Source organism: Mesorhizobium sp. M0664, from assembly GCF_040320565.1.
Taxonomy (GTDB): Bacteria; Pseudomonadota; Alphaproteobacteria; order Rhizobiales; family Rhizobiaceae; genus Mesorhizobium.
In genome coordinates this window covers 32,080-56,773 of record NZ_JAMYPW010000011.1, presented here as the reverse complement: position 1 = coordinate 56,773, position 24,694 = coordinate 32,080, and the positions used below count along the sequence as shown (strand labels likewise).

Sequence of the window (24,694 nt, the reverse complement as noted above, 5' to 3'; positions counted from 1 at the left end):
TAGGGGAGTAAGGGAGTAGGGCAATGCCCTCGTCTTGTTCCCTACTCCCCTATTCCCGTACTCCCTTACTCCCCTAACCCTTGATCGCCTCGACCAGCGTCGTGCCGAGCCGGGCCGGCGATGGCGAAACCTTGATGCCGGCCGATTCCATCGCCGCGATCTTGTCTTCCGCGCCGCCCTTGCCGCCGGAGATGACCGCGCCCGCATGGCCCATAGTGCGGCCCGCCGGTGCGGTGCGCCCGGCGATGAAGCCGGCCATCGGCTTGCTGCGGCCGCGCTTTGCCTCGTCCTTGAGGAATTGCGCGGCGTCTTCCTCGGCCGAACCGCCGATTTCACCGATCATGATGATCGACTTGGTCTCGTCGTCGGCGAGGAACATCTCCAGCACATCGATGAACTCCGTGCCTTTGACCGGGTCGCCGCCGATGCCGACAGCGGTGGTCTGGCCGAGGCCGACATTCGTGGTCTGGAACACCGCCTCATAGGTAAGCGTTCCCGAGCGGGAAACAACGCCGACCGAGCCCTTGCGGAAGATGCTGCCGGGCATGATGCCTATCTTGCATTCGTCGGGGGTCAGCACGCCGGGGCAGTTCGGCCCGATCAGCCGCGACGTCGAACGGTCGAGCCTCGCCTTGACCTTGATCATGTCCATCACCGGTATGCCCTCGGTGATGCAGACGATCAGCGGGATCTCGGCCTCGATCGCTTCCAGGATCGCTTCGGCAGCACCCGCCGGCGGCACGTAGACGACCGAAGCGTTGGCGCCGGTCCTGGCCTTGCCTTCGGCTACGGTGGCGAAGATCGGAAGCGCCTCGCCTTTGGCGCCGGTCCAGGTTTCGCCGCCCTTCTTGGGGTGGATGCCGCCGACCATCTTTGTGCCGTGATAGGCGAGCGCCTGTTCGGTATGGAACGTGCCGGTCTTGCCGGTCAGGCCCTGCACCAGCACCTTGGTGTTCTTGTCGACGAGAATGGACATCGGAGCCCTTTTCTAAAAACCGTTGATCGAGGAAGGCGAGACGCGCCGATAGACGCCGCTCACCATGTCTTGCCAGCCATCGCCGCCGGCAGGTTTGAAATGCAGTCGCATGCGGAAGGCATCGGCATTGTCGAAAATATAAGTCACACGCGCGGAGCCGCGCTGCGACGACCGCTCCAGAGCCAGCTCCGTGCCGTTCCAGCTGCCTTTGGCCGGCGACATCGGCACGAAACCCATCGAATCGAACTGGTGCATGGTGACGATTTTGTTTTGCTGGTCGAAGCCGAACACGCTGTACGCGCCGAACGAAACCGTGCCGTCGCGGCGCTGGCGATAGCGCTGCACTACGAACAGGCCGCCGAACTGTGCCTCTGCCAGTATTTCCGAACTCGCTGTTCCGCCATCGGCCCATTTCGTGGCCGACACCTCTTCCTCGCCGCGCCACGCTCCGACCAGCGCCCGCAGGCGCTGGTGATCGGCCGAGAGTGAGGAGAAGGGCGCAGCGTTCATGGTCAGAGCCGCTTGAGATCGGCGACGGTGAGGTCGCTCTTAGCGTTGCCGGTGTTGAGCGTCGTCGCCGGCTCGAACATCAGCACGACAGGCTCCTCGCTCAGTGAGCGCGGACGGTGCTCGACGGCGCGCGGCACAACGATGAACTCGCCGCTGCCAAGCTCAACCGTGCCGTCGCGGAAATCGATGGCGATGCGGCCGCGCAGCACCAGGAATGCTTCGTCTTCATTGTCATGCGCGTGCCAGTCGAAGACATCGCCGAACTTGGCGATCTTGACCTGGCTGTCGTTCACGTCGCCGGCGATATGCGGATCGAAGACCTTCTTGATCTTCTGATCCGCCGCCTCGACGAGGTTTATCTTGTGCGGAGGCATCGCCTATCGACCTCTGACTCGCTCTGTTCTCACTGGATAATCCGAAACAGCAACAGGAGGCCCACCAAGAAGAGCATGACGCTCACGCCAAGATGCACCCCAAGGTCAAGCGATCTTGGAAGAACAATTCTGAACGAGGTGTGGCGGCGCATCTTTTCCGACATCTTTCTCCGCTCGGGAAAGGCCCACAGTCCGCCGATACCCATGGCAATCATAAATATTGACCATATTGGATGGGCAAACGGAGCGTTTTCCAAATGCTCAGCCCTTCACCGCCGCGACAATCTTCTTGGCTGCGTCATCGAGGTCATCGGCCGACACCACGTTCAGCCCGCTGTCGTTGATGATCTTCTTGCCGAGCTCGGCATTGGTGCCTTCCAGCCGCACCACCAGCGGCACTTGCAGGCCGACCTCCTTGACCGCGGCGATGACGCCCTCGGCGATGATGTCGCACTTCATGATGCCGCCGAAGATGTTGATCAGGATGCCTTTGACCGCCGGATCCTTGGTGATGATCTTGAACGCCGCCGTCACCTTTTCTTTCGACGCGCCGCCGCCGACATCGAGGAAGTTGGCCGGCTCGGCGCCATAGAGCTTGATGATGTCCATCGTTGCCATGGCAAGGCCGGCGCCGTTGACCATGCAGCCGATATTGCCGTCGAGCGCGACATAGGCGAGGTCGTATTTCGACGCCTCGATCTCCTTCTCGTCCTCTTCGGTGGTGTCGCGCAATTCGAGCACGTCGGGGTGGCGGAACAGCGCATTGTTGTCGAACGACACTTTGGCGTCGAGCACGCGCAGCCGGCCGTTCTTCATGACGATCAAAGGGTTGACCTCGAGCAGGCTCATGTCCTTCTCGACAAACGCCTTGTAGAGGATCGGAAACAGGGTCGCGCCATCCCTGGCGGCGTCGCCGTCGAGCTTCAGCGCCGCGTTGAGTTTCTTCACATCGTCGGCCGTCACGCCCTTTTCCGGGTCGATGGCGACGGTAATGATCTTTTCCGGCGTGTCGTGGGCGACCGCCTCGATGTCCATGCCGCCCTCGGTCGAGACGACGAAGGCGACGCGCCCGACCGAGCGGTCGACCAGGATCGACAGATAGAGCTCGCGGTCGATGTCGGCGCCGTCCTCGACGTAGAGCCGGTTGACCTGCTTGCCGGCCGGGCCGGTCTGCTTGGTGACCAGCGTATGGCCGAGCATCTCCTCGGCGTTGGCGACGACCTCGGCCACCGACTTCGCCAGCCTGACGCCGCCCTTGGCATCGGGCCCGAGCTCCCTGAACTTGCCCTTGCCGCGGCCGCCGGCATGGATCTGGCTCTTGACCACATAGAGTGGGCCGGGCAGCGCCTTGGCGGCAGCTTCCGCCTCGCTCGCCTTGAACACCGGCACGCCCTCGGCCACGGGTGCGCCAAAGCCTTTCAGCAGCGCCTTGCCCTGATACTCATGGATGTTCATGCGCTATGTCTCCAGCTTGCTTGGCGGGCTTGGTTACCGGCTTACTTGGCCGCGAGATGCGGAGCGATCTTGACGCAGGCGTCGCACAGGCCCTGCACCGCCGCGACCGAATTGTCGAACATCTTCTGCTCGCTCTTCGCGAGCTCGATCTCGATGATCCGCTCGACGCCGCCGGCGCCGATTACCACGGGAACGCCGACATAGGTGTTCTTGACGCCATATTGGCCGGAGAGGTACGCCGCACAGGGCAGCACCCGCTTCTTGTCCTTGAGATAGGCTTCGGCCATGGCGATGGCCGAGGCGGCCGGCGCATAAAAGGCAGAGCCGGTCTTGAGCAGGCCGACGATCTCGGCGCCGCCGTCGCGGGTGCGCTGCACGATCTGGTCGAGCCGCTCTTTCGAGGTCCAGCCCATCTTGATGAGGTCGGGCAGCGGGATGCCGGCAACCGTCGAATAGCGGATCATCGGCACCATGGAATCGCCATGGCCGCCGAGCACGAAGGCGGTGACGTCCTCGACCGAGACCTTGAATTCCTCGGCCAGGAAATAACGAAAGCGCGAACTGTCGAGCACGCCGGCCATGCCGACGACATGGCTCTTGGGCAGGCCGGAAAACTTCTGCAGCGCCCAGACCATGGCGTCGAGCGGATTGGTGATGCAGATGACGAAGGCTTTCGGCGCGTATTTCTTGAGGCCGGCGCCGACCTGCTCCATCACCTTCAGATTGATGCCTAGAAGATCGTCGCGGCTCATGCCGGGCTTACGCGGCACGCCGGCGGTGACGATGCAGACATCGGCGCCCTCGATGCCGGCATAGTCGTTGACGCCGGTCAGCCTCGAGTCGAACCCATCGACCGGCGACGACTGCGCGATGTCCAGTCCCTTGCCTTGGGGGATGCCTTCGGCGATATCGAACAGCACGACGTCGCCGAGATCCTTGAGGCCGACCATGTGGGCGAGGGTGCCGCCGATCATGCCCGAGCCGATGAGCGCTATCTTGTTGCGTGCCATGTCAGGATGTTTTCCCTTTGACTATGACGGCGCCCAAATCCTTGACGATTTGATGACGGCGTCGGAGGAAGAGGCCGGAATGCTGCGGAACCGCGAAATTCGCCGCACGCAATAGCCCCGGCCGCACAAAAATTCAAACGATTATTTTGGAGTGAGTAATTTCAATCGGTTAGAAACAATGGGACTTACGTAAACGTCAAAATTCTGAAGCCGACTAGAGGAATTCTACACAATGGCACTGGAAATCAGAAGGCTGTTTCCTGGCGATGACGCCCTTGTGATGCGGGTTGCCGACGAAGTCTTCGACGAGCCGGTCAGGCCGGATCGGCTCTCCGCCTATCTCGCGGAGCCCGGTCATTTCATGGTCGTGGCCCTCGCCGACGGCATCGTCGTTGGCCAATGCGCAGCCGTCATCCACCGCCACCCGGACAAGGTGAGCGAACTCTACGTAGACGAGGTCGGCGTGGCGCCGGCCTTTCAACGCCAGGGCATTGCGACGAGGATGCTCGGCGCCATGTTCGCACTCGGTCGCGAGCATTGTGAGGAGGCGTGGGTCGGCACCGAGCCGGACAATGTTGCTGCTCGCGCACTTTACGAGTCGCGAAAAGAGCCGCATGGGCCGGCGGAGGGGTTCGTCATGTATGTTTATCGATTATAGGCGCCGGCGGCAGCGCCCCCTTCGGTACTATCCCTCACGCCTGTGCCTGCCGTGCCTCCGTCGATGATCCCTGCGCCCTCTGCCTCTTCGCCCAGTCCTCCAGCCAGTCGTGGCTCTGCATCTCGATCAGCCGCGATGCGGTGCGCTCGAACTCGAAGACTTCGTTGCCGCGCTTGGCCGTATAGAGCTGCGCCGGCGGTGCCGCGGCGCTCATCACCAGCCGTACATGATGATCGTAGAGCGTATCGACCAGCAGGATGAAGCGCTTGGCTTCGTTGCGCTTGCCTTCGCCGAGCACCGGCACATGGTCGATGAAGATGGTCGAGAAGCGGGCGGCAATGGCAAGATAGTCGCGGGCGCCGAGCGGCCTCTCGCAGAGATCGGCGAAGGAAAACCGCGCAGCCTCCCCTGCAGCCCGCGGCACCATGACGTGCCGGCCCTTCACCGTCAGCATCGTCTCGGCCGTCGGCCTGCCATGTGTCATCACCGCCCACGCGTCGTCGAGCGCATGGTCGGCGGCGGCATCGGCCGGGGTGACGTAGACCGGCATGCGGCTGAGCTTGTCGAGGCGGTAATCCTTGTCGGCGTCAAGCGCCAGCACCTGCGCGTGGCGCTCCAGGATAGCGACAAACGGCAAAAACAACTGACGGTTCAGGCCGTCGCGGTAGAGATCCTGCGGCGCAACATTGGAAGTGGCAACCAGCACCACGCCATTGGCAAACAACGCCGAAAACAACCTTGACAGGATCATCGCATCGGCGATGTCGGTGACGGAGAACTCGTCGAAGCATAGCACCCAGGCTTCCTCGGCCAGCGCGCGCGCCACCGGCGGGATCGGATCGTCCTCCTTGGCCGTGCCGTTCTTGCGAGCCTGTCGGTGCTTCTGGATGCGGTCCTGCACGTCGGCCATGAAGTCGTTGAAATGCACCCGGCGCTTGCGCCGCACCGGCAGCAGCTCGAAAAACATGTCCATCAGCATGGTCTTGCCGCGGCCGACGCCGCCATGGATATAAAGGCCCTTGACCGCCTCGTGCACCTCGCGCTTGCGGGCGAACAACCACCCCAGCGCGCTTGATTTCTGCGCCAGCCGCTTTGCCGATATCTCTTCGATCAGCCGGTCGAGCGCAGCGGCGATCCGCTCCTGCGCCGGATCGCGCCCGATGGCGCCCGTCTCGACCAGATGGTCACAGCGCTGCTTGACGGTCGCATGGGTCTGGAGGCCGTCACGCAGATGCATTGGTCACGTCGTTCCGGAGCAATTCCAAGAAAAGTGTGCAGCGGTTTTCTGTCCGGAATTGCGTAAAAACAAAAGAGGCAATTCCAGGAAAAGTGTGTAACGGTTTTCCGTCCGGAATTGCGTAACAATGGGGGCCGTTCTCTTACCTTGTAAGCGAGATCGGCAGGCCGTTGGAAGTCTGGCCGTCGAATTTCTCGCCGCCCGAAGAATAGAGCCGTGCCAGCGTGCCGCCATTCTCGTCAAAGAGCGTCAGCTGTTTGCCGGCGACGTTCCACGATTTGATGCCATCGAGCGGCGCCGGGCAATGCAGCGGTCCGGCGCGGTAGCCCGAACCGAATTTGGTCTGCGGCGTCGCCACCTGACAGCTCTGGCCGGACACGCTTGCCTTCCACACGCCGGCGACGCTGGACGCGGTAAGGTCGGCCGCACCGGCAGGCGCCGTCCCGTCCGGCGGCAGCGAGGCGACCTGGGTGTTCTGCGGCGCGGTAGGAAATTTCGACGGATCGGCCGGGCCGGGTGTCGCCGGCGGCGGCAGCTGGTTTGCGGTCACCTTGCCGGCGGGCGCAGCTTCCAGCGGCGCCGGCTGCTGCTCGTCCATCGATGTGAACCGTGAGGTTGAACAGCCGCTCGCAACGAGCGCGGCCAGCGATACGGCCAGCAGGCCGGTTTTCGAAAATTTCATTCTTCAACCTCCGTCGGATCGGGCTGGGGGTGCCGTCCGCGCAATGTCCCCCTCACCAAGATGGAGAAGGTGGCGAAATTTCAACCCGATATGGTTAAAATACGGTTTGCGCCGGTAATGTTGCAAATTTGTCGCAAAATGCACATTGTCTGAAATTGCGTTACGCCTTGGCCGTTTGGCCGACACCTCCGGTTGATTCGATACGGCGCGCTGGCGCCAAATCCCTGGCGTTCACCTCAAATGCTTGTGCGGGCCGGCGCCGGCATTATCTCTTGGCGATCAGCAAACTGCAGGGAGCCGATTTCTTGGCCGCGAGAAAGAGAGCCGCCAACCGCTATTACAGCGGGCCGCCCAGCGATCATTTCGACGGCACCTTGTTCTTCAATCCCGACGGACGGCCGCCGGGTCGCTTTGCCGATCTGTTGAAATGGCAATTGAGCCGCGAGCGCTCGAAATGGCCGGCGGCGGATCCGAGCCCGTTTCCACCGGCAAGACCGGTCGAGCGCATCGATGGTTCTGCGCTGCGCCTCACCATGGTCGGTCATTCCTCGCTGCTCGTCCAGACAGCCGGCCTGAACATCCTGACCGACCCAGTCTGGTCGCGACGCGTCTCGCCGCTCTCCTTCGCCGGTCCGAAACGCGTCAATCCGCCGGGCATCGCGTTTTCGCATTTGCCGCCGATCGACCTCGTGCTGGTCAGCCACAACCATTACGACCATCTCGACCTCGCCACGCTGAAGCGCCTGACGACAAGACACGACCCGCTGCTGCTGACGCCGCTCGGCAACGACACGATCATCGGCGCTGCCGTGCCCCGTATGAGGCTTTCCGCGCATGACTGGGGCGACCGGGTCGATATCGGCGATGGCGTCGCCGTCCATGTCGAGCCGGTGCACCACTGGTCGGCCCGCGGTACTCGCGACCGGCGCATGGCGCTGTGGGCGGGTTTCGTCGTCGAGACGCCCGACGCAAAGATCTATTTCGCCGGCGATACCGGCTTCCACGGTGGCATCAATTACCGGCTGATGGCGCAAAAGCACGGCGGCTTCCGCCTCGCCATCCTGCCGATCGGCGCCTACGAGCCACGCTGGTTCATGGCGCCACATCACCAGGATCCGGAGGAGGCGGTGCAAGGCATGCTTTTGTGCAACGCCGCCTATGCAGCCGGCTGTCACTGGGGCACGTTCCGGCTCACCAACGAGCCGATCGACGAGCCGCCCAGAAAGCTCGGCGAAGCGCTCGATGCTGCCGGCCTGCCGCGGCAACGTTTTCGCGCCTTGCGGCCGGGCGAAGTCTGGGACGTGCCGGCGGTCTAGCGCGGCGGAACCTAAGGCATCACATAGACGTTTGTAGGTGTTCAAACCTGTCGGCTGCGAGGTGTCTCTCATGATCAGGTGGATCATCATTCTTTTGATTATCGCGGCCGCGGCGAGCCTGCTCGGCATGCCGGCACTGGCCGGAGCCGCCGCCACCGGCGCGCGCATCCTCATCGGCATCGTGCTGATCATCTTCCTGCTGATCGTGCTTGGCGTCTTCGCGGTGACTTGAAAATCACGCCGCGCTGGTAATTTCTGCCGCTATCCGCCATATAGGCGCCAAACCGGCAAGAGACCTTTCGATCGATGGCAAGCGCGGCCCCTTTCGCCAAGATGAACGGCATCGGCAACGAAATCATCGTTGCCGATATGCGTGGCCGTGCCGATCGCGTGGCGCCTGCGGCAGCCGTCGCGCTTAATGCCGATGCGGCGACCAGGTTCGACCAGATCATGGCGATCCACGACCCCAGGACGCCGGGCACCGCCTTTTTCATCGACATCTTGAATTCCGACGGAACCAGGGCGCAAGCCTGCGGCAACGGCATGCGTTGTGTCGTCCAGGCGCTCGCCGCCGAGACCGGCCAGAAGACATTTGCCTTTGAAACAGTCGCCGGCATCCTCAATGCCGAGGAACATGCCGACGGAATGATCTCGGTCGACATGGGCAGGCCGCGCTTTGGCTGGCAGGACATCCCGCTGGCCGAGGAATTCCGCGACACCCGCATGATCGAGCTGCAGATCGGCCCGATCGATGCCCCGGTGCTGCATTCGCCGTCGGTCGTCTCGATGGGCAATCCGCACGCCATCTTCTGGGTCGACCGCGAAGTCTGGTCGTACGAGCTCGAGCGCTTCGGCCCGCTGCTCGAAAACCATCCGATCTTCCCCGAGCGCGCCAACATCACCATCGCGCAGGTGACCTCGCCGGAGACCATGGCCATCCGCACCTGGGAGCGTGGCGCCGGCCTGACCAAGGCCTGCGGCACGGCTGCTTGCGCCGCTGTGGTCGCCGCGTCCCGCACCCGGCGTACCGGCCGCGGCGTCACGCTGATGACGCCCGGCGGCGGCTCGCTGCATGTTTTGTGGCGCGACGACGACCACGTCATCCTCACCGGTGCCGCCGAATGGGAATTTTCCGGCAGCTTCGATCCGTCGACCGGGGCGTGGGCGCGCGACACCGAAAGCGCCGCCTGATGGCTCCTCTTGGCAACAAGGGTATCGAGGTCGTCACCTTCGGCTGCCGGCTGAACACCTATGAATCCGAGGTGATGCGGCGTGAAGCCGAAAGTGCGGGCCTCGGCGGCCTCGAAGGCGGTGCCATCATCTTCAACACCTGCGCCGTCACCGGCGAGGCTGTACGCCAGGCCAAGCAGTCGATCAGAAAAGCCCGCCGTGAGAACCCGGCCGCCCGCATCATCGTCACCGGCTGCGCCGCGCAGACCGGCCCGCAGGATTTCGTCGCCATGGACGAGGTCGATCTCGTCCTCGGCAATGAGGAAAAGCTGAAGGCGCATTCCTATCGCGCGCTGCCGGATTTCGGCATCAACGACACTGAGAAGGCGCGCGTCAACGATATCTTTTCGGTGCGCGAGACGGCCGCCCACATGGTCGACGCCATCGAGGGCCGGGCGCGCGCTTTTGTCCAGGTGCAGAACGGCTGCGACCACCGCTGCACCTTCTGCATCATTCCGTACGGTCGCGGCAATTCGCGCTCGGTGCCGATGGGCGCCGTGGTCGAGCAGATCAAGCGACTCGTCGGCAATGATTATGCCGAGATCGTGCTGACGGGCGTCGACATGACCAGTTTTGGCGCCGATCTGCCGGGCGCACCGAAGCTCGGCAAATTGGTCAAGACCATCCTGAAGCAGGTGCCAGACGTGAAACGCCTGCGGCTTTCCTCGATCGACTCGATCGAAGCCGACGACGATCTGCTGGACGCCATCGCCACCGAGCCGAGGCTGATGCCGCATCTGCATCTGTCGCTGCAATCGGGTGACGACATGATCCTGAAGCGGATGAAGCGCCGGCACAGCCGCGACCAGTCGATCCGCTTTTGCGAGGATGTGCGCAAACTGCGCCCCGGCATTGTTTTCGGCGCCGACATCATCGCCGGCTTCCCGACCGAGACGGACGCCATGTTCGAAAACTCGCTGGAGATCGTCGAGGAATGCGGCCTGACGCATCTCCACGTCTTCCCGTTTTCGCCGCGCCAGGGCACGCCCGCCGCGCGCATGCCGCAGCTCCGCCGCGTCGTCGTCAAGCAACGCGCGGCACGCCTGCGCGCCGCCGGCGAGGCCGCCTATCGCCGCCATCTTGCCTCGCTCGCTGGAACGCATCAGTCGATCCTGATCGAGCGTGACGGCCTTGGCCGCACCGAAGGGTTTACGCTGGCCGCGGTCTCTGCCGGCGCTCCGGGCGACATTGTCGAGGCTGATATCGCCGGCCATGACGGTATCCGACTGATCGCCGCGCCGCTTGCCGCCCGCGCCGCCTGAGAGCGCAAGACATGGCTGGGTTTTTCAAGAAGATATTTTCGTTCGGCAAGAAGGAAGTCGTCGAGGAGCGGCCAGACGAGGCCGCGCCGCTGCCGCCGATCAAATGGGACGAACTGGAGGCGCTGAAACCGGCCGCCGAGCAGGCCGTCCCGGAGTTTTTGAAACGCGAAGAATCGCGGCCCGAAGTCGAAGCCGTACCTCCACCGCCAGTCGAACCAGAGTTGCCTCCGGCACCGCAACCGGCGCCGGAAGAGCAGAAGCCTGAGCCGCCGCCGACCATTCCACCCGAGCCGGAAACGCCTACTGAGGAACCGGAGGAGATCCGGGCCGAGCCGCAGCAGCCAGAAATCGTCCCCTCCCAGCCGGAACCTGCACCCGTCGAAGTGCCGGTAGTGCCCACCGAGGCTCCCTCAGCAGCGCCAGTGCACGAAGTCCCGCCCGCCGAAATACCGCCCCCGATCCGCCAGCCAGCGCCGGCCGAGACGAAACCGATCTTGACCGAGATCGCGCCCGAACCGGAGGTCGTGCCGGCGCCCCACCCTCCCATCGAGGGGGAGGTAAAGCCCGAGCCGGAAGCCGTTCCGCAACCTGAGCCAAAGCCCGCCCCCGGCAAAGTCACCGTAACCAAGAAGGTCGAGCAGAAAGCCGAGCCGCAGAAGGCGCCCGAACCGGCGCCGAGGCGCTCCTGGTTCCAGCGCATGCGAGACGGGCTTGCCCGCTCTTCCAAGGAGTTGTCGGGCAACATCGCCGGCGTCTTCACCAAGCGGAAGCTTGACGAGGACACGCTGCAGGACCTGGAGGATGTGCTGATCCGCGCCGATCTCGGCATGGAGACGGCTTTGCGCGTTACCGACGCGCTCTCCGCCAGCCGCTACGGCAAGGACGTCTCCGACACCGAAGTCCGCGCCATCATGGCGGCCGAGGTGGAGAAGGTACTAACCCATGTCGCCATGCCGCTAGAACTCGATCTCAGCCACAAGCCGCATGTCATCCTGGTCGTCGGTGTCAACGGAACCGGCAAGACCACAACCATCGGCAAGCTGGCGGCAAAGCTGACCGATGGCGGCCTCTCGGTGATGCTCGCCGCCGGCGACACTTTTCGCGCCGCCGCGATCGAGCAGCTGAAGATCTGGGGCGAGCGTACCAACTCGCCGGTCATTGCCTCGAAGCTCGGCGCCGATGCCGCCGGCCTCGCCTACGATGCATTCGAGCGCGCGAAGGAGGCCGGCTCCGACGTGCTGATCATCGACACCGCCGGGCGGCTGCAGAACAAGACCGAACTGATGGCGGAACTGGAAAAGATCGTCCGGGTGCTGGGCAAGCTCGATCCGGAAGCGCCGCACACCGTGCTGCAGACGGTCGATGCCACCACCGGCCAGAATGCGCTCAACCAGGTCGAGATCTTCCGCAATGTCGCCGGCGTCAACGGCCTGGTAATGACCAAGCTGGACGGCACGGCGCGCGGCGGTATTCTGGTGGCGATCGCGGCAAAGCACAAATTGCCGGTCTATTTCATCGGCGTCGGCGAACAGGTCGACGACCTCGAACCCTTTTCCGCAAGCGAATTCGCCAGGGCGATCGCTGGAGTGGCTTGACGAGCATGATTCCGAAAAGTTGCAGGCTCTTTGGATTGGATCATGCGTAAGAAGGACGCTATGAACCCACCCATCCTCGAAGGCGACCCGTCCGATCCGCGACGCAGGGCGTTGAACCCCGGCCTGAAATTCCTGCTCGAACTCGGGCCTGGCCTGGTGTTCTTTTTCACCACCATCCGCGGCGCGTGGCTTGTCGGGAAGTTTCCGATCCTCGGCCATATCGGCGAGCCTATCCTGATTGCCACAGCGTTCTTTATGGTGGCGACGGCGCTATCGCTCAGCGTTTCGTGGATTTTGACGCGAAGCTGGCCGATCATGCCGTTGGTCTCGGCCATCGTGGTGTTTGTGTTTGGCGCGCTGGCGCTGTGGCTGCAGGACAAGACCTTCGCTTTCATGAAGCCGACAATCATCAACAGCCTGTTCGGCATCACGTTGCTTGGCGGGTTGGCGTTTGGCAGATCGCTGTTGGGCTATGTCTTTGATTCCGCCTTCAATCTCGACGCCGAAGGCTGGCGCAAGCTCACTTTCCGATGGGGACTCTTCTTCCTTTTTCTGGCTGCGCTGAACGAGATCGTGTGGCGCAACTTTTCTGAGGAAGCCTGGCTTTATTTCAAGGTCTGGGGCACGATTCCCATTACCCTTGTCTTCACGTTAAGCCAAATGCCGTTGATCCTGCGCCATTCGCTCGAGGACAAGGCCGGCAAGGAAGAGAAGGCCGGCAAATAGAGCAATTCCAGGAAAGTGTGTAGCGGTTTTCCCGGGAAAGCGCGTAGCGTTTTCCCTAGGGAATTGCATCAGAATAAGGGGAGAGGGCATGGAATTCATCACCACTCGCGACGAGTTGAGGACGATCTACAAGACGCCTCGGCTGACCGACGGCTCGATCCGCAAGGAATTGAAGACATTGGACGGCCACTGCCGTTCATTCATCGGCAAGAGCCCGTTCGTGCTGATCGGCTCGTCCGACGGCGCCGGCAATGCCGATGTGACGCCCAAGGGCGACAGGCCGGGTTTTGTGGCAGTGCTCGACGAGAAGACCATCGCCATCCCCGACCGGCCGGGCAACAACCGGCTCGACACGCTGGAGAACATCCTTCTCAATCGCTCGGTCGGGCTGCTCTTCCTCATTCCCGGCATGAACGAGACGCTGCGTGTCAACGGCGATGCCCGCATCACCGTCGATGCGGCGTTACGCGAGCGGCTGGCGGTCGACGGCAAGGCGCCGCAAAGCGTCGTCGTGGTGACGGTCAAGGCCGCCTATATGCATTGCGCCAAGGCCTTCATGCGCTCCGAACTGTGGAAGCCGGAGAGCTGGTACGACCGCGCGACGCTGCCGACGCTCGGCCAGATCCTGCGCGACCAGCTGGCGCTCGCCGATTCGGCCGAGGCGACCGACCGCTGGCTGGATGAGGAATACAGGGAGACCATGTGGTAGCGTGCCCGGCAACGAATCGCCCAAGCCGGTCTCCATTCCTTTGCTGAACATCCTCGCCATCTCCGGCAGCCTGCGCGCCGCCTCGACCAATTCGGCCCTGGTCGCGGCACTCGCGCAAAACGCGCCGCCGGACTGTCACGTCTTCGTCTACGATGGACTTGGCCGGCTGCCGATCTTCAACCCCGACGACGAAGGCGAGCGGACGCCGCCGCAAGCAGCAGTGCTGATCGATGCGGTCACCGCCGCTGACGGCGTCATCGTCTCCTGCCCGGAATATGCCCACGGTGTGCCAGGCGGCCTGAAGAACGCGCTTGACTGGCTGGTGTCGCGCGATGCCGCCGTTGGCAAGCCAGCCATGCTGGTGCATGCCTCGCCGCGCTCGCTGTTTGCCCGCGCCGCACTGGTCGAGATCATGCGGACAATGTCTTTTGCGCTCCATGAGGAAGCAGCGCTCGAAATAGCGCTGCTCGGCAAGAAGCCGCCGGAGGTGGAGGATATCTTGTCGCAGCCGGAAAACCGGCTGACGATGCGCGATGCCCTATCCGCCTTCGCGGAGTTCATCCGCTCGCGGTGAACGCCGGACCGTGCTTTCGCCATCCCAGGGTCTCCGCGACGGAGTTTCGCTCCTGCTCCGCCCCCGGGATGACGACGCTAGGAGCTGCGGCCAATCTGTGCCGGGAACTATCCCTTGCTCCTCCGCGTCTCGACGTCGGTCCCGCCGACGAACCAGTCGCGTGCAGCGACCTCCTCGAAAACCACCCAGACATCGTTGTTGGTCAGGCCGGTGACGCCGGTGATGGCCGCCGTCACCTGGGCGGCGATCGCGGCCTTTTTGCCGGCCGGGTCGTCGGCAATCACCTCCTTGACCAGGCGGATATTCACGAATGGCATGGTTCCCTCCCTTGCATATGCTTGGCGGCCGCTCAGTAGGTTTTGGCGCCGTTGACCATGAGCCGGACCATGTAGAGCGAGGTCGTGCCGGCGATGTAGAGGCAGTTCAGCTTGTTGCCGCCGAACACGCAATTAGCAACGACTTCCGGTACCTTGACCTTGCCGATCAGCGTCCCGTCTGGATCGTAGCAATGGACCCCGTCGGCGGCACTGGTCCAGATGCGGCCGTCCGCATCCAGCCTGAAACCGTCGAACAGGCCGGCGGTGCAGTCGGCAAAGACCTTTTCGCCTGAGACCGTCTTGCCGCCCTGGCCGACATTGAACACCCGGATGTGTGCCGGATTTTGCGCACCATGCGTGCGGCCGGTATCCGCGACATAGAGTTGGCGCTCGTCGAGCGAGAAGGCGAGCCCGTTGGGCCTGACCATGTCGGTGATCACCGCCTCGGTCTCGCCGGTGCCGGGATCGACCCGGTAGACATGGCAGGCGCCGATTTCGCTTTCGGCCTTGTCGCCCTCGTAATCGGTATCGATGCCGTAGCTCGGATCGGTGAACCAGATCGAGCCATCGGACTTGACCACCGCGTCATTGGGCGAGTTCAGCCGCTTGCCGCGCCATTTGTCGGTGATGGTGATGACCGAGCCGTCATGCTCGGTGCGGCTGACGCGGCGGCCGGAATGCTCGCAAGTAACCAGCCGGCCTTGCCGGTCGACGGTGTTGCCGTTGGAATTGCCGGACGGCTGACGGAACACGCTGACGCTGCCGTCGGTCTCGTCGTAACGCAGCATGCGATTGTTCGGGATGTCGGACCAAACCACATAGCGCCCGGCTGCAAACCAGGCCGGTCCTTCCGCCCATCGGCAGCCGGTAAACAGCCTGTCCACCTGTGCATTGCCGTTGAAAAGCCGCGAAAAGCGCGGATCGAGAACTTCGTAGAATTCGCTGGCCATGGTTCCTCCCGGTAGCAGTCGCTTGGCAAGGGCGCGATCAAGCCAGCCTGCGATCGATATGGCAAGATCGATGATGCGTCAGAGCATTATGGAATGCGAATGCTGGCCCGGACGGCAGGTCACATCCCGTTAACCGGCTATGCGCCCAGCGCAATGGTGCATTGCAACATCTTATTTTTGCAATGCACCATAACTATGTCATGCTCCGTATCGATCAAGGGAGGAACAACTGGCCGCGAAATGCGGCGCAAAAGGAAACTCGCTATGATCATCGACAGCCTCATGAGCCGCGCTCGCGCCAGCATCGCCAAGCGCCGGCATTACAACCGCCTCGTCGCCGAAATCGACAGCTTCAGCAGCCGCGACCTCGCCGACATGCGCGCCGACCGCTCAGAAATGCTCTACCAGGTCCACAAGCAGATCTACGGCTGAGTGAATGGGATCGGGCTTAGCCCACCCATTCGATCCAGCGGCCGTGGTAATCGCAATGGGCCAGGCGGTGCGTCTCGCCGCCCGGCCATAAAGTCAGGCTGAGTACCGCCCAATTGTTTGTGGGATCGCGCGGCTCCATCCTCAGCCTTGCGATAGGCGCAGCGGCCGTGGCCTGTCTGCCCGCCTGCTCCAGGGCGACGATGATCGCGTCCTTGGTCGCCCGCGGCAGGTATTGCCACATGATCGAATGATAGAGCACAAAAGCGCCACCCTCCTGCCGCGCGGCCAGCGCCTTCCCGACAAAATCCGCCGCGTCCGCTTTGACAAGTGGCGGTCGAAACTTTTCGGCAAGTGACAGCGCAGCGTCGAGCCGGGCCAGCCGCGTAGCCTGATCGGCCCAGACGTAAGACCGAAGCCGTAACCGTGTGGCTGCGTCGGCGACATCTACCGGCGCGATGTCACAGCCGGCGCGGTGGCGGACGTCGATCGCTCCACCAAGCGGAACAGCGAGTCCGCGCACCTCCGGCGCCAACCGAACGGTGGAGGTCCGGTCGCCCCACTCGGCATCGCCGTAGCGGTAGTGAAAGCTGTCGAACAGGAGATTGAGCCCAGCGCTGGCGCCAATCTCGCACAAGTCCAGCGGCAGGCCGGTTTCCCGCGCGACTGTCAGAAATCCAGGCAGCAGCATCGCCGACCGGGCGATTTCATTGGTCTGCGGCGCACCGGCGAGGCCGGCGACGATCCGCTCGTCGGATCGCGCAATTGCCTCCGGCAGCACCGCCGCGATCTCGGATTCGCTTGTCTGGTTGGGCGGATAGATCAGTGCCAATCGCTCATTGGCACCCGTCAGGACCAACCCATGCAGCGCGCCGCAAAGCCGCAATGCGAGGGCGTCGGCGCGCGCGTCGCCCGGCCAACCGAGCACCGCCTGCCCGGTCCTGGTGTTTGCGTCGAGAACCTTAGCGAGCGCACGGCATAAATTCGCGGTGAAAGGCGAGCCAAGTCCATCGCAGGCTTTCGCCTGTGCCAGAAAATGATCGCGGATGTCTCGTTCGTCCATCGCGTTTCAGGTGTCTCAGCCCGGAGCCGCGAGCGCCTTCTCGATTTCGGGTAACAGCAGCGTCCGCGCCGAGTCCGGCGTCAGCGGCCCTACATGCTTATAGGCGATCTTGCCATCCTTGCCGATGACGAAGGTTTCCGGCACGCCGTAGACACCCCAGTCGATCGCCGTGCGTCCGGCTTGGTCGACGCCGATCGCCTGGAATGGATTGCCGAGATCGCCAAGGAACCGACGGGCGTTTTCCGGCTGGTCCTTGTAGTTCAGCGCCGCCATGACGAAGCGTCTGTCCTGCGACAGCGCCAGCAGCACCGGATGCTCTTCGCGGCACGGCGCGCACCAGGACGCGAAGACGTTGACCAGCGTCACCTTGCCGGCGAACTGTTTTGAATCGAGGCCCGGCAAATTGGTGCCTTCGAGCGCCGGCAGGTTGGTCTGCGGCGCCGGCAGGCCGATCAGCGCTGACGGCACTTCCGACACGTCGCGCCCGGACAAAAGCTGCGCCAGGAACAATCCCGCCAGCCCGAGAAAGACCACCAGCGGCAGCAGCACGATCAGGCGGCGGCGCGCCGGTGTTTGGGTTTCCGTGCTCATGATTTTACTGCCTTATCGGAGCGCCGGCGCACGCCGGATGCCTCCAGCTCGGCAAGCTCTCGCTTGCGGCCGCGCTGGTCGAGCAGAATCCAGCCGATCAGCCCACCCAGCACCACGGCCGTGATCGCATAGGCGGCGGTGACATAAAGGGCGTGAACGCTCATTTTCCCGATCCAAGGCTTCTCACGGCGGAATTCATAGCCTCACCGGCTGTTTGTCGCAATGAACGGGTCTGCGGCAGATTTGCGGTTATCGCAAGCCGAAGGTCACTGCGAACGCAAAACACCTGATATGTTTTTGATACGCATGTATTGGCACGTCAGAGACAGCCTGACAGCCCCTTCGCAGGTAAGCAGGATTCTACCGGCGTCATCCCACATCCTGATTGCACTCCAGCCATGGCTCCGGAACTTGCGAAGGCTAATCGATTCGACCGCGATGAACTCAAGCCCGAAAGACACGGCATTGAACGCCGCCCATTTGGCGGGGGGCCGGTAGGGGAGGACGGTCGAGATGAAGGAAAGGTACATGCTAGGCCCTTCACGATTGATTTCGGCCTTGGTTACCTGGACGGAAGACAGGTCCGGATAGTTGCCGTAGATTGTCTGGAGAAAGATCGGGTTCTCTATGCGCAGCGGCCACATCAATCCGTTCCGTGCCGAAGCGCCAGCGCCGCCGCCACCGGCCCGAGCACGGCAAGGAACAGGGTCAGCGCGGCGAGAATGAGGAAGGGCTGCAGAAAAGGATCGGGGTTCGCCACCGCGCCATAGCTTGCTGATACGCCGAAGATCAGCACGGGAATGGTTAGCGGCAGCACCAGCACCGAGATCAGCAGGCCCCCGCGCGGCAGCGCCACCGCCACCGCGGCACCGGCGGCACCGATGAAGGTGATCGCCGGCGTACCGACCAGAAGCGTCAGCGCCGTCGCACCGATGCCGATGGGCTCCATGTTCATGAACAGGCCGAGCAAGGGAGCGGCGATGACCAGCGGCAGCACGCTTCCCGCCCAATGCGCCAGGCATTTCGTCAGAACGGTCAAGGCCAGCATGTGCCGGTCGTTGCCAAGCACCAGAAGATCGAGCGAGCCGTCCTCGCGGTCGGCCTGGAACAGCCGGTCGAGGCCGAGCAGGCAGGCCAGCAATGCGGCGATCCACAGGATCGCCGGGCCGATGCGGGCCAGCAGCTTCAGCTCGGGACCGACGCCGAAGGGGATGGTCGCGATAACGGCGAGAAAGAAAATCACGCCGGTAAGCGCCCCGCCGCCGGCGCGGATACTCAGGCGGATGTCGCGCAGGAAGAGGGCTAGCATGATGTGAGATGCTTTCGCCTGGGCACCCCCCTCTGTCCTGCCGGACATCTCCCCCTCAAGGGCGGAGATTGGCTGTCACGACTGCCTTCGCCAATCTCGATCGTTGAGAGTTGAGCGCAGCGACGAAGCTGCCAATCTCCCCCCTCGTGGGGGAGATGTCCGGCAGGACAGAGGGGGGCGCCGTAGAGCACCAACATCAAACGGCCTCGCCCATCACCAGCCCTTGTGCCCCCTCGATCCCCAGCGGCAAATGCGTCGCCGCAACCACGATCCCGCCCCTCTCGAGGTGCTTCCCCATCAATTCGCCGAATCTCTCCTCGGAAGCCTTGTCCAGTCCTGCCGTCGGCTCATCGAGCAGCCACAATGGCCGGTGGCTTACCAGCAGTTTTGCAATCGCCGCGCGGCGGCGTTGCCCGGTCGAGAGATAGCCGAACGGCAGATGGCCGATGCCGCCCAGCCCGACGGTTTCCAGCGCCTCTTCAACAGCCGCGGAACCGGCGCCCGAAAAATCGCGCCAGAAGCACAGGTTTTCCGTAACGCTCAGCGCCGTCTTCATCGCGTTGAGGTGGCCGAGATAGTGACAGGCCGAGGCGGCCGACGGAAAGTCCTCGCCACCACCTTCGAACCGCACACGGCCTGCCGCCACTGGCAATAGTCCGGCGACGATCCTGAGCAGCGTCGATTTGCCGGCGCCGTTCGGCCCGGTGACGACCAGCGCCTGGCCATCCCCCAGCGCGAATTCGATGCCGGAAAATACCGTCTCGCCGCCGCGTTCGCCGCCCAGATTTTCGGCGATCAGCCGCATCCGTCCCCCTTCGCCGAAAGTTCAGGCGCGGCTTCGGTGCGCCGCACCAAAAATGGCGATTCCGTGTCTAGAACTATTCCAGAAAATTCTCTATATCCGCATCATCCGTGCCAGCGGTCGGCACGGGAACCGAATTTGCGCCGAACCAGCGCGCGTGCCGCCTTGAACGGCCCGGACGCTTGGGAACGGATAGCGGAAATGGCCGTACCCGCACCTTTGCGCGTGATTTGCATGCCCACTGGCGTCCGTTCCCTTCCGGCAACCGACAGTTAGGGATCGCACGTGTCCAAATCACTCGACAGCTTCAATTGCCGCCGCACGCTGACCGCCAGCGGCACCGAGTACATCTACTATGACCTTGTCGAGGCCGAAAAGAACGGCCTCACCGGTATTGCCCAATTGCCCTATTCGATGAAGGTGCTGCTGGAGAATCTGCTGCGCAACGAGGACGGCCGTTCCGTTACCAAGGAGAGCATCCAGGCGGTCGCCGGCTGGCTGACTGACCGGGGCACCGCCGGCGTCGAGATCGCCTATCGCCCGGCTCGCGTGCTGATGCAGGATTTCACCGGCGTTCCAGCCGTGGTCGACCTTGCCGCTATGCGCGACGCCATGGCCTCGCTCGGCGGCGATCCGCAAAGCATCAATCCGCTGGTGCCGGTCGATCTGGTCATCGACCACTCGGTCATCGTCGACGAATTCGGCACGCCACTGGCTTTCGCCCGCAATGTCGAGCTTGAATATGAGCGCAACGAGGAACGCTACAAGTTCCTGAAATGGGGCCAGCAGGCGTTCCGCAATTTCCGCGTCGTGCCGCCCGGCACCGGCATCTGCCATCAGGTCAATCTCGAATATCTCGGTCAGGTCGTGTGGACCAACAGCGAAGACGGCGAGACCACCGCCTATCCCGACACCTGCGTCGGCACCGATTCACATACCACGATGATCAACGGCCTCGGCGTGCTCGGCTGGGGTGTCGGCGGCATCGAGGCGGAGGCCGCGATGCTTGGCCAGCCGGTCTCCATGCTGCTGCCTGAAGTCATCGGCTTCCGGCTCACCGGCAGGCTGAGGGAAGGCGTCACCGCCACCGACCTGGTGCTCACCGTCACCCAGATGCTGCGCAAGAAGGGCGTCGTCGGCAAGTTCGTCGAATTCTTCGGGCCGGGCCTGTCCAACATGACGCTGGCCGACCGCGCCACCATCGGCAACATGGCGCCGGAATATGGCGCCACCTGCGGCTTCTTCCCGGTCGACAGCGAAACCATCCGCTATCTGACAATGTCCGGTCGCGACGAAAGCCGCATCGCCCTGGTCGAGGCTTATTCGAAGGCGCAAGGCTTGTGGCGCGATGCCGGCTCGGCCGATCCGGTCTTCACCGACCTGCTGGAGCTCGATCTCGGCAGTGTCGTCCCGTCGATGGCCGGCCCGAAGCGGCCGGAAGGCCGGGTCGCACTTGAAGACATTCCGGCTGGCTTCGCCAAGGCCATGGAGTCCGAATACAGGAAGGCCGCCGAAATCGACAAGCGCTATGCCGTCGAGGGCACGAGCTACGATCTTGGCCATGGCGATGTGGTCATCGCCGCCATCACCTCCTGCACCAACACCTCGAACCCGAGCGTGCTGATCGGCGCCGGGCTGTTGGCGCGCAATGCCAACCGGCTCGGCCTCAAGCAGAAGCCGTGGGTCAAGACCTCATTGGCGCCGGGCAGCCAGGTCGTCGCCGAATATCTCGAGAAATCCGGCCTGCAGAAGGAGCTCGACCAGATCGGCTTCAACCTGGTCGGCTTCGGCTGCACCACCTGCATCGGCAATTCCGGCCCATTGCCGGCGCCGATCTCCAAGACCATCAACGATAAGGGCTTGATTGCTGCGGCAGTCTTGTCCGGCAACCGCAATTTCGAAGGCCGCGTCTCGCCCGACGTGCAAGCGAACTATCTCGCCTCGCCGCCACTGGTCGTCGCCCACGCGCTGGCCGGGACAGTGACCAAGGATCTGACCACCGAGCCGCTCGGCGAGGATCGCAACGGCAATCCGGTCTATCTCAAGGATATCTGGCCGAGTTCGGTCGAGATCCAGGAATTCATCGAGAAGAACGTCACGCGCGAATTGTTCGCCCGCAAGTATGCCGACGTCTTCAAGGGCGACGAGTACTGGCAGAACGTCAAGGCGCCGGAAGGCCAGACCTATGCCTGGGACGACAATTCCACCTATGTGCAGAACCCGCCCTATTTCGCCGGCATGACGTCGGGCTTCGGCAAGATCGGCGATATCAAGGGCGCGCGTGTGCTCGGTCTGTTCGGCGACAAGATCACCACCGACCACATTTCGCCGGCCGGTTCGATCAAGGCGGCCTCGCCGGCCGGCAAGTATCTCACCGACCACGGCGTCGGCGTCGCCGATTTCAACCAGTACGGCACACGCCGCGGCAATCATGAGGTAATGATGCGCGGCACCTTCGCCAATATCCGCATCCGCAACCATATGCTGGGCGAGAACGGCCGCGAGGGCGGCTACACCATCCATTACCCGTCGAAAGAAGAGGAATCGATCTACGACGCCGCCATGCGGTACAAGAAGGAAGGCGTGCCGCTGGTCATCTTCGCCGGCGTCGAATATGGCAACGGCTCGTCGCGCGACTGGGCGGCCAAGGGCACCAATTTGCTGGGCGTCCGCGCGGTCATCGCCCAGTCCTTCGAGCGCATCCACCGCTCCAATTTGGTAGGCATGGGCGTGATCCCCTTCGTCTTCGAGGAAGGCACCTCATGGGCCTCGCTCAACCTCAAGGGCGACGAACTGGTCGAGATCGACGGACTGGGCAACATCAAGCCGCGGCAGAAGATGATCGCCAGGATCACCTACGGCGACGGCAGCGTCAAAGAGGTTCCGATCATCTGCCGCATCGATACGCTGGACGAGCTCGACTACTTCAAGAATGGCGGCATCCTGCAATACGTGCTGCGCGATCTGGCCGCTTAAGGGAGTAGGGCAATAAGGGAGTAGGGCAGTAGGGTGAAGCAAGGAGAAGCGACTTATTCCCCTACTGCCCTACTGCCCTACTGCCCTACTGCCCTACTGCCCTAATTCCCGGCTTTCCAAACCGCGCTGTCGCCGCCAGCAGCACGCCGAGCATCAGCCCGTTGAATATGTGCCACAGGAAATGCGTGCCGAGCGGAAAGCCGCCGCAGACCAGCGGATCGATCATCCGGCAGATGACCGACACGACGAAGATCGCCGAGCCCGCCAGATTGTACCAGCCGGCACGGTTGCCGCTGGCCGCCACCATGGCGCCGAAGAAGGCGAGCGCCAGGAAGGGCGGCAGATAGCCGGTCGTCCCGTTCGACGCCTGGCGCAGCCAGTCGGGCACGGCAAAGGTCACCAGCCCGGCGACGGCATAGAAGGCGACGAAAATGGCGATCGCCTTGCCCCATTTCATGCCGAGAAAACGCCGCAGGTTGAACAGCGTGTAGGCCAGCGTGAACCCGGCGATCGGCAGCACGTCGGCCCAGACCGTGCCACGGTTGGCAAAGGTGTGGAACAGCGACGAGCCGACGCCGATCGCCACCACCCACCAGGCCAGCACTTCGGCGAAGGTGCCGGTGCCGCGCTTGCGCACCTGCCAGACACCCCATAGCCCGGCGGCAAAAAAAGCCAGATTGCTCAGCGCATTTAGCGGTTCGGCCCAGAATTCCGGCCCCGTCCGTTCGCAATAGAGGTCGACCGGCGCCAGGAGAGATTGCCACATGCTGATTGCCGCCCGAATCGCTTCCATCGTAAAGTGCAAGTCCACCTATTGCGCCCTTGCCAGCGGTTGCAACGGCAAAATTTCACCGCAACGTGACTTCCCGTTGACTGCCGCTTCTGCCACATATTTCGACAACCAGAACAAAGCCGGCGTCACCGGCGGGATCGGAACGGCTATGCCATCTCGAAGACCATTGCGGCTTGCGGCCCTTGCGCTGGCCCTCTCGGCGTTTGCCGGCAGGGCCCTTGCCGAGCCAACCGACAAGCCATTAGGCGTCGTCGAGCTCTTCACCAGCCAGGGATGCAACTCCTGTCCGCCGGCAGATGAATTCTTCGCCGAGCTCGCCGCCAAAGAGGACATCGTCGCGCTCGCCTATCATGTCGATTATTGGGATTACCTCGGCTGGCAGGACACGCTGAGCCGCAAGGAAAATACCGAGCGGCAATACGAGTATATGCGCGCCTTCGGCAGTCGTTCCGTCTACACCCCGCAAGCCGTCATAAACGGCCGCAGCCATGTCAACGGCGCCAGCCGCAAGGAAGTCGACGGCGCGCTGGCCCGCATGGAGAGGGTCGGCGAAGGCATGCGCGTCGGCATCAAGGTCAGCCGGACCAGCGATCGCGTCATGATCGATGCCGGCGACGCTGTGACCGGCCCAACCGACGCGCATGTCGTCATCGTCTATTTCAATCCGCCGCAGACGATAAAGATCGGCAAGGGCGAAAACAGCGGCCGCAGCATGACCTACTGGAACGCCGTCTCCAGCATCCAGACCGCCGGCATGTGGCACGGCAAGGCGCAGCGCTACGAACTGCCGATGAGCGAGATCGCCAAGAAGGGCGGCTGCGCCGTGCTGCTGCAGTCGGTCGGCAAGGACGGCATGCCCGGGCCGATCCTGGGCGCGGCCTTTATCCGCAAGCCTTAAGCGGGGACCTCTCCTTCTCCCCTTGTGGGAGAAGGTGGATCGGCGCGCAGCGCCGAGACGGTTGAGGGGTGCTGGAAGAATTGAGGCGGCGGCGATTTCAAGGAAATTGCCAAGCTGGAACACCCCTCATCCGTCGCCTTCGGCGATAACCGCGCTCAAGCCTCCGACGACAGCCTATCTGGATGGATCGCATCGCCACGGCTAATAAAGAACCGGCGTCAGCTTGCTTCTGACGCCGGTCATTTAGGTTTT

Annotated in this window: 28 protein-coding genes; 12 read left to right on the top strand and 16 right to left on the bottom strand. The window is 63.2% G+C overall.

The window, feature by feature from the left end; genetic code table 11:
• Positions 1 to 73 precede the first annotated feature (73 nt).
• The 5 genes from sucD to mdh form a co-directional block, all read right to left on the bottom strand.
• A complete protein-coding gene (sucD, locus tag NKI39_RS13845) occupies positions 74 to 976 on the bottom strand; it encodes a succinate--CoA ligase subunit alpha (protein WP_352832377.1) in 903 nt (300 codons plus the stop codon).
• 12 nt (positions 977 to 988) lie between these two features.
• Positions 989 to 1,486: a DUF1579 family protein gene (locus tag NKI39_RS13840; protein ID WP_352832376.1), complete on the bottom strand. Its 498-nt coding sequence runs from the start codon at positions 1,484 to 1,486 to the stop codon at positions 989 to 991.
• 2 nt (positions 1,487 to 1,488) lie between these two features.
• Positions 1,489 to 1,860 carry a cupin domain-containing protein gene (locus NKI39_RS13835; protein ID WP_352540826.1) on the bottom strand — a complete coding sequence of 124 codons (372 nt, stop codon included), beginning with the start codon at positions 1,858 to 1,860 and terminating at the stop codon, positions 1,489 to 1,491.
• 261 nt (positions 1,861 to 2,121) lie between these two features.
• Positions 2,122 to 3,315, bottom strand: coding sequence for an ADP-forming succinate--CoA ligase subunit beta (gene sucC, locus NKI39_RS13830; protein WP_352832374.1), 1,194 nt, complete (start codon positions 3,313 to 3,315; stop codon positions 2,122 to 2,124).
• A 41-nt stretch (positions 3,316 to 3,356) separates the two neighbouring features.
• Positions 3,357 to 4,325, bottom strand: a complete 969-nt coding sequence (gene mdh / locus NKI39_RS13825; protein WP_352456335.1) for a malate dehydrogenase — start codon at positions 4,323 to 4,325, stop codon at positions 3,357 to 3,359.
• Between the two features lie 232 nt (positions 4,326 to 4,557).
• Between mdh and NKI39_RS13820 the strand changes: the two genes are divergently transcribed.
• Positions 4,558 to 4,983 carry a GNAT family N-acetyltransferase gene (locus NKI39_RS13820; RefSeq protein WP_352832371.1) on the top strand — a complete coding sequence of 142 codons (426 nt, stop codon included), beginning with the start codon at positions 4,558 to 4,560 and terminating at the stop codon, positions 4,981 to 4,983.
• A 34-nt stretch (positions 4,984 to 5,017) separates the two neighbouring features.
• On the opposite strand, the gene zapE is transcribed toward NKI39_RS13820, so the two are convergent.
• Positions 5,018 to 6,220 carry a cell division protein ZapE gene (gene zapE, locus NKI39_RS13815; RefSeq protein WP_352832368.1) on the bottom strand — a complete coding sequence of 401 codons (1,203 nt, stop codon included), beginning with the start codon at positions 6,218 to 6,220 and terminating at the stop codon, positions 5,018 to 5,020.
• Between the two features lie 142 nt (positions 6,221 to 6,362).
• Positions 6,363 to 6,902: a protease inhibitor Inh/omp19 family protein gene (locus NKI39_RS13810; RefSeq protein ID WP_352450179.1), complete on the bottom strand. Its 540-nt coding sequence runs from the start codon at positions 6,900 to 6,902 to the stop codon at positions 6,363 to 6,365.
• A 305-nt stretch (positions 6,903 to 7,207) separates the two neighbouring features.
• Here NKI39_RS13810 and NKI39_RS13805 point away from each other — a divergent pair, with 305 nt between their 5' ends.
• From NKI39_RS13805 to NKI39_RS13770, 8 genes are all read left to right on the top strand, one after another.
• A complete protein-coding gene (locus NKI39_RS13805; protein WP_352832366.1) occupies positions 7,208 to 8,218 on the top strand; it encodes an MBL fold metallo-hydrolase in 1,011 nt (336 codons plus the stop codon).
• A 70-nt stretch (positions 8,219 to 8,288) separates the two neighbouring features.
• Positions 8,289 to 8,450 carry a DUF1328 family protein gene (locus tag NKI39_RS13800; RefSeq protein ID WP_031195454.1) on the top strand — a complete coding sequence of 54 codons (162 nt, stop codon included), beginning with the start codon at positions 8,289 to 8,291 and terminating at the stop codon, positions 8,448 to 8,450.
• Positions 8,451 to 8,524: 74 nt separating this feature from the next.
• Positions 8,525 to 9,409: a diaminopimelate epimerase gene (gene dapF / locus NKI39_RS13795; protein WP_352832365.1), complete on the top strand. Its 885-nt coding sequence runs from the start codon at positions 8,525 to 8,527 to the stop codon at positions 9,407 to 9,409.
• Entirely contained in the window at positions 9,409 to 10,710 is a 1,302-nt protein-coding gene (gene mtaB / locus NKI39_RS13790) for a tRNA (N(6)-L-threonylcarbamoyladenosine(37)-C(2))-methylthiotransferase MtaB (RefSeq protein ID WP_352832363.1), read from the top strand. The genes dapF and mtaB overlap by 1 nt, the downstream gene beginning before the upstream one ends.
• 11 nt (positions 10,711 to 10,721) lie before the next feature.
• Positions 10,722 to 12,305 (top strand): signal recognition particle-docking protein FtsY, encoded by a 1,584-nt coding sequence (ftsY, locus tag NKI39_RS13785; RefSeq protein ID WP_352832360.1) that lies wholly within the window; start codon positions 10,722 to 10,724, stop codon positions 12,303 to 12,305.
• Positions 12,306 to 12,365: 60 nt separating this feature from the next.
• Positions 12,366 to 13,031 carry a septation protein A gene (locus NKI39_RS13780; RefSeq protein ID WP_352493215.1) on the top strand — a complete coding sequence of 222 codons (666 nt, stop codon included), beginning with the start codon at positions 12,366 to 12,368 and terminating at the stop codon, positions 13,029 to 13,031.
• Between the two features lie 88 nt (positions 13,032 to 13,119).
• On the top strand, positions 13,120 to 13,740 hold the full coding sequence (locus NKI39_RS13775) for a pyridoxamine 5'-phosphate oxidase family protein (RefSeq protein ID WP_352685342.1): 621 nt from the start codon (positions 13,120 to 13,122) through the stop codon (positions 13,738 to 13,740).
• 40 nt (positions 13,741 to 13,780) lie between these two features.
• On the top strand, positions 13,781 to 14,314 hold the full coding sequence (locus NKI39_RS13770) for an NADPH-dependent FMN reductase (RefSeq protein ID WP_352767671.1): 534 nt from the start codon (positions 13,781 to 13,783) through the stop codon (positions 14,312 to 14,314).
• A gap of 107 nt (positions 14,315 to 14,421) precedes the next feature.
• Here the strand turns inward: NKI39_RS13770 and NKI39_RS13765 are convergent, their stop codons facing one another.
• Together NKI39_RS13765 and NKI39_RS13760 are read right to left on the bottom strand one after the other, a co-directional pair.
• Entirely contained in the window at positions 14,422 to 14,631 is a 210-nt protein-coding gene (locus tag NKI39_RS13765; protein ID WP_352540817.1) for a tautomerase family protein, read from the bottom strand.
• A 32-nt stretch (positions 14,632 to 14,663) separates the two neighbouring features.
• A complete protein-coding gene (locus NKI39_RS13760) occupies positions 14,664 to 15,581 on the bottom strand; it encodes an SMP-30/gluconolactonase/LRE family protein (RefSeq protein ID WP_352767356.1) in 918 nt (305 codons plus the stop codon).
• Positions 15,582 to 15,845: 264 nt separating this feature from the next.
• On the opposite strand from NKI39_RS13760, the gene NKI39_RS13755 reads away from it, so the two are divergent.
• Positions 15,846 to 16,013, top strand: a complete 168-nt coding sequence (locus NKI39_RS13755) for a hypothetical protein (RefSeq protein ID WP_023721879.1) — start codon at positions 15,846 to 15,848, stop codon at positions 16,011 to 16,013.
• A 16-nt stretch (positions 16,014 to 16,029) separates the two neighbouring features.
• On the opposite strand, the gene NKI39_RS13750 is transcribed toward NKI39_RS13755, so the two are convergent.
• From NKI39_RS13750 to ccmA, 6 genes are all read right to left on the bottom strand, one after another.
• Positions 16,030 to 17,073 carry a DUF2332 domain-containing protein gene (locus tag NKI39_RS13750; protein WP_352491646.1) on the bottom strand — a complete coding sequence of 348 codons (1,044 nt, stop codon included), beginning with the start codon at positions 17,071 to 17,073 and terminating at the stop codon, positions 16,030 to 16,032.
• Positions 17,074 to 17,088: 15 nt separating this feature from the next.
• On the bottom strand, positions 17,089 to 17,664 hold the full coding sequence (locus tag NKI39_RS13745) for a DsbE family thiol:disulfide interchange protein (protein WP_352491647.1): 576 nt from the start codon (positions 17,662 to 17,664) through the stop codon (positions 17,089 to 17,091).
• Positions 17,661 to 17,828 carry a heme exporter protein CcmD gene (gene ccmD, locus NKI39_RS13740; RefSeq protein ID WP_352456348.1) on the bottom strand — a complete coding sequence of 56 codons (168 nt, stop codon included), beginning with the start codon at positions 17,826 to 17,828 and terminating at the stop codon, positions 17,661 to 17,663. Before ccmD ends, NKI39_RS13745 begins: the two co-directional genes overlap by 4 nt.
• A gap of 102 nt (positions 17,829 to 17,930) precedes the next feature.
• Positions 17,931 to 18,308 (bottom strand): Imm50 family immunity protein, encoded by a 378-nt coding sequence (locus NKI39_RS13735; protein WP_352832358.1) that lies wholly within the window; start codon positions 18,306 to 18,308, stop codon positions 17,931 to 17,933.
• A complete protein-coding gene (ccmB, locus tag NKI39_RS13730) occupies positions 18,308 to 18,973 on the bottom strand; it encodes a heme exporter protein CcmB (RefSeq protein WP_352470824.1) in 666 nt (221 codons plus the stop codon). Before ccmB ends, NKI39_RS13735 begins: the two co-directional genes overlap by 1 nt.
• Before the next feature lie 196 nt (positions 18,974 to 19,169).
• Positions 19,170 to 19,778 (bottom strand): heme ABC exporter ATP-binding protein CcmA, encoded by a 609-nt coding sequence (ccmA, locus tag NKI39_RS13725; protein ID WP_352832355.1) that lies wholly within the window; start codon positions 19,776 to 19,778, stop codon positions 19,170 to 19,172.
• Between the two features lie 282 nt (positions 19,779 to 20,060).
• On the opposite strand from ccmA, the gene acnA reads away from it, so the two are divergent.
• Positions 20,061 to 22,751: an aconitate hydratase AcnA gene (gene acnA, locus NKI39_RS13720; RefSeq protein WP_352832352.1), complete on the top strand. Its 2,691-nt coding sequence runs from the start codon at positions 20,061 to 20,063 to the stop codon at positions 22,749 to 22,751.
• Between the two features lie 85 nt (positions 22,752 to 22,836).
• Here the strand turns inward: acnA and NKI39_RS13715 are convergent, their stop codons facing one another.
• Positions 22,837 to 23,517 carry a ceramidase domain-containing protein gene (locus NKI39_RS13715; protein WP_352470827.1) on the bottom strand — a complete coding sequence of 227 codons (681 nt, stop codon included), beginning with the start codon at positions 23,515 to 23,517 and terminating at the stop codon, positions 22,837 to 22,839.
• A 175-nt stretch (positions 23,518 to 23,692) separates the two neighbouring features.
• Here NKI39_RS13715 and NKI39_RS13710 point away from each other — a divergent pair, with 175 nt between their 5' ends.
• Positions 23,693 to 24,442: a DUF1223 domain-containing protein gene (locus NKI39_RS13710; RefSeq protein WP_352470828.1), complete on the top strand. Its 750-nt coding sequence runs from the start codon at positions 23,693 to 23,695 to the stop codon at positions 24,440 to 24,442.
• Positions 24,443 to 24,694: the final 252 nt, after the last annotated feature.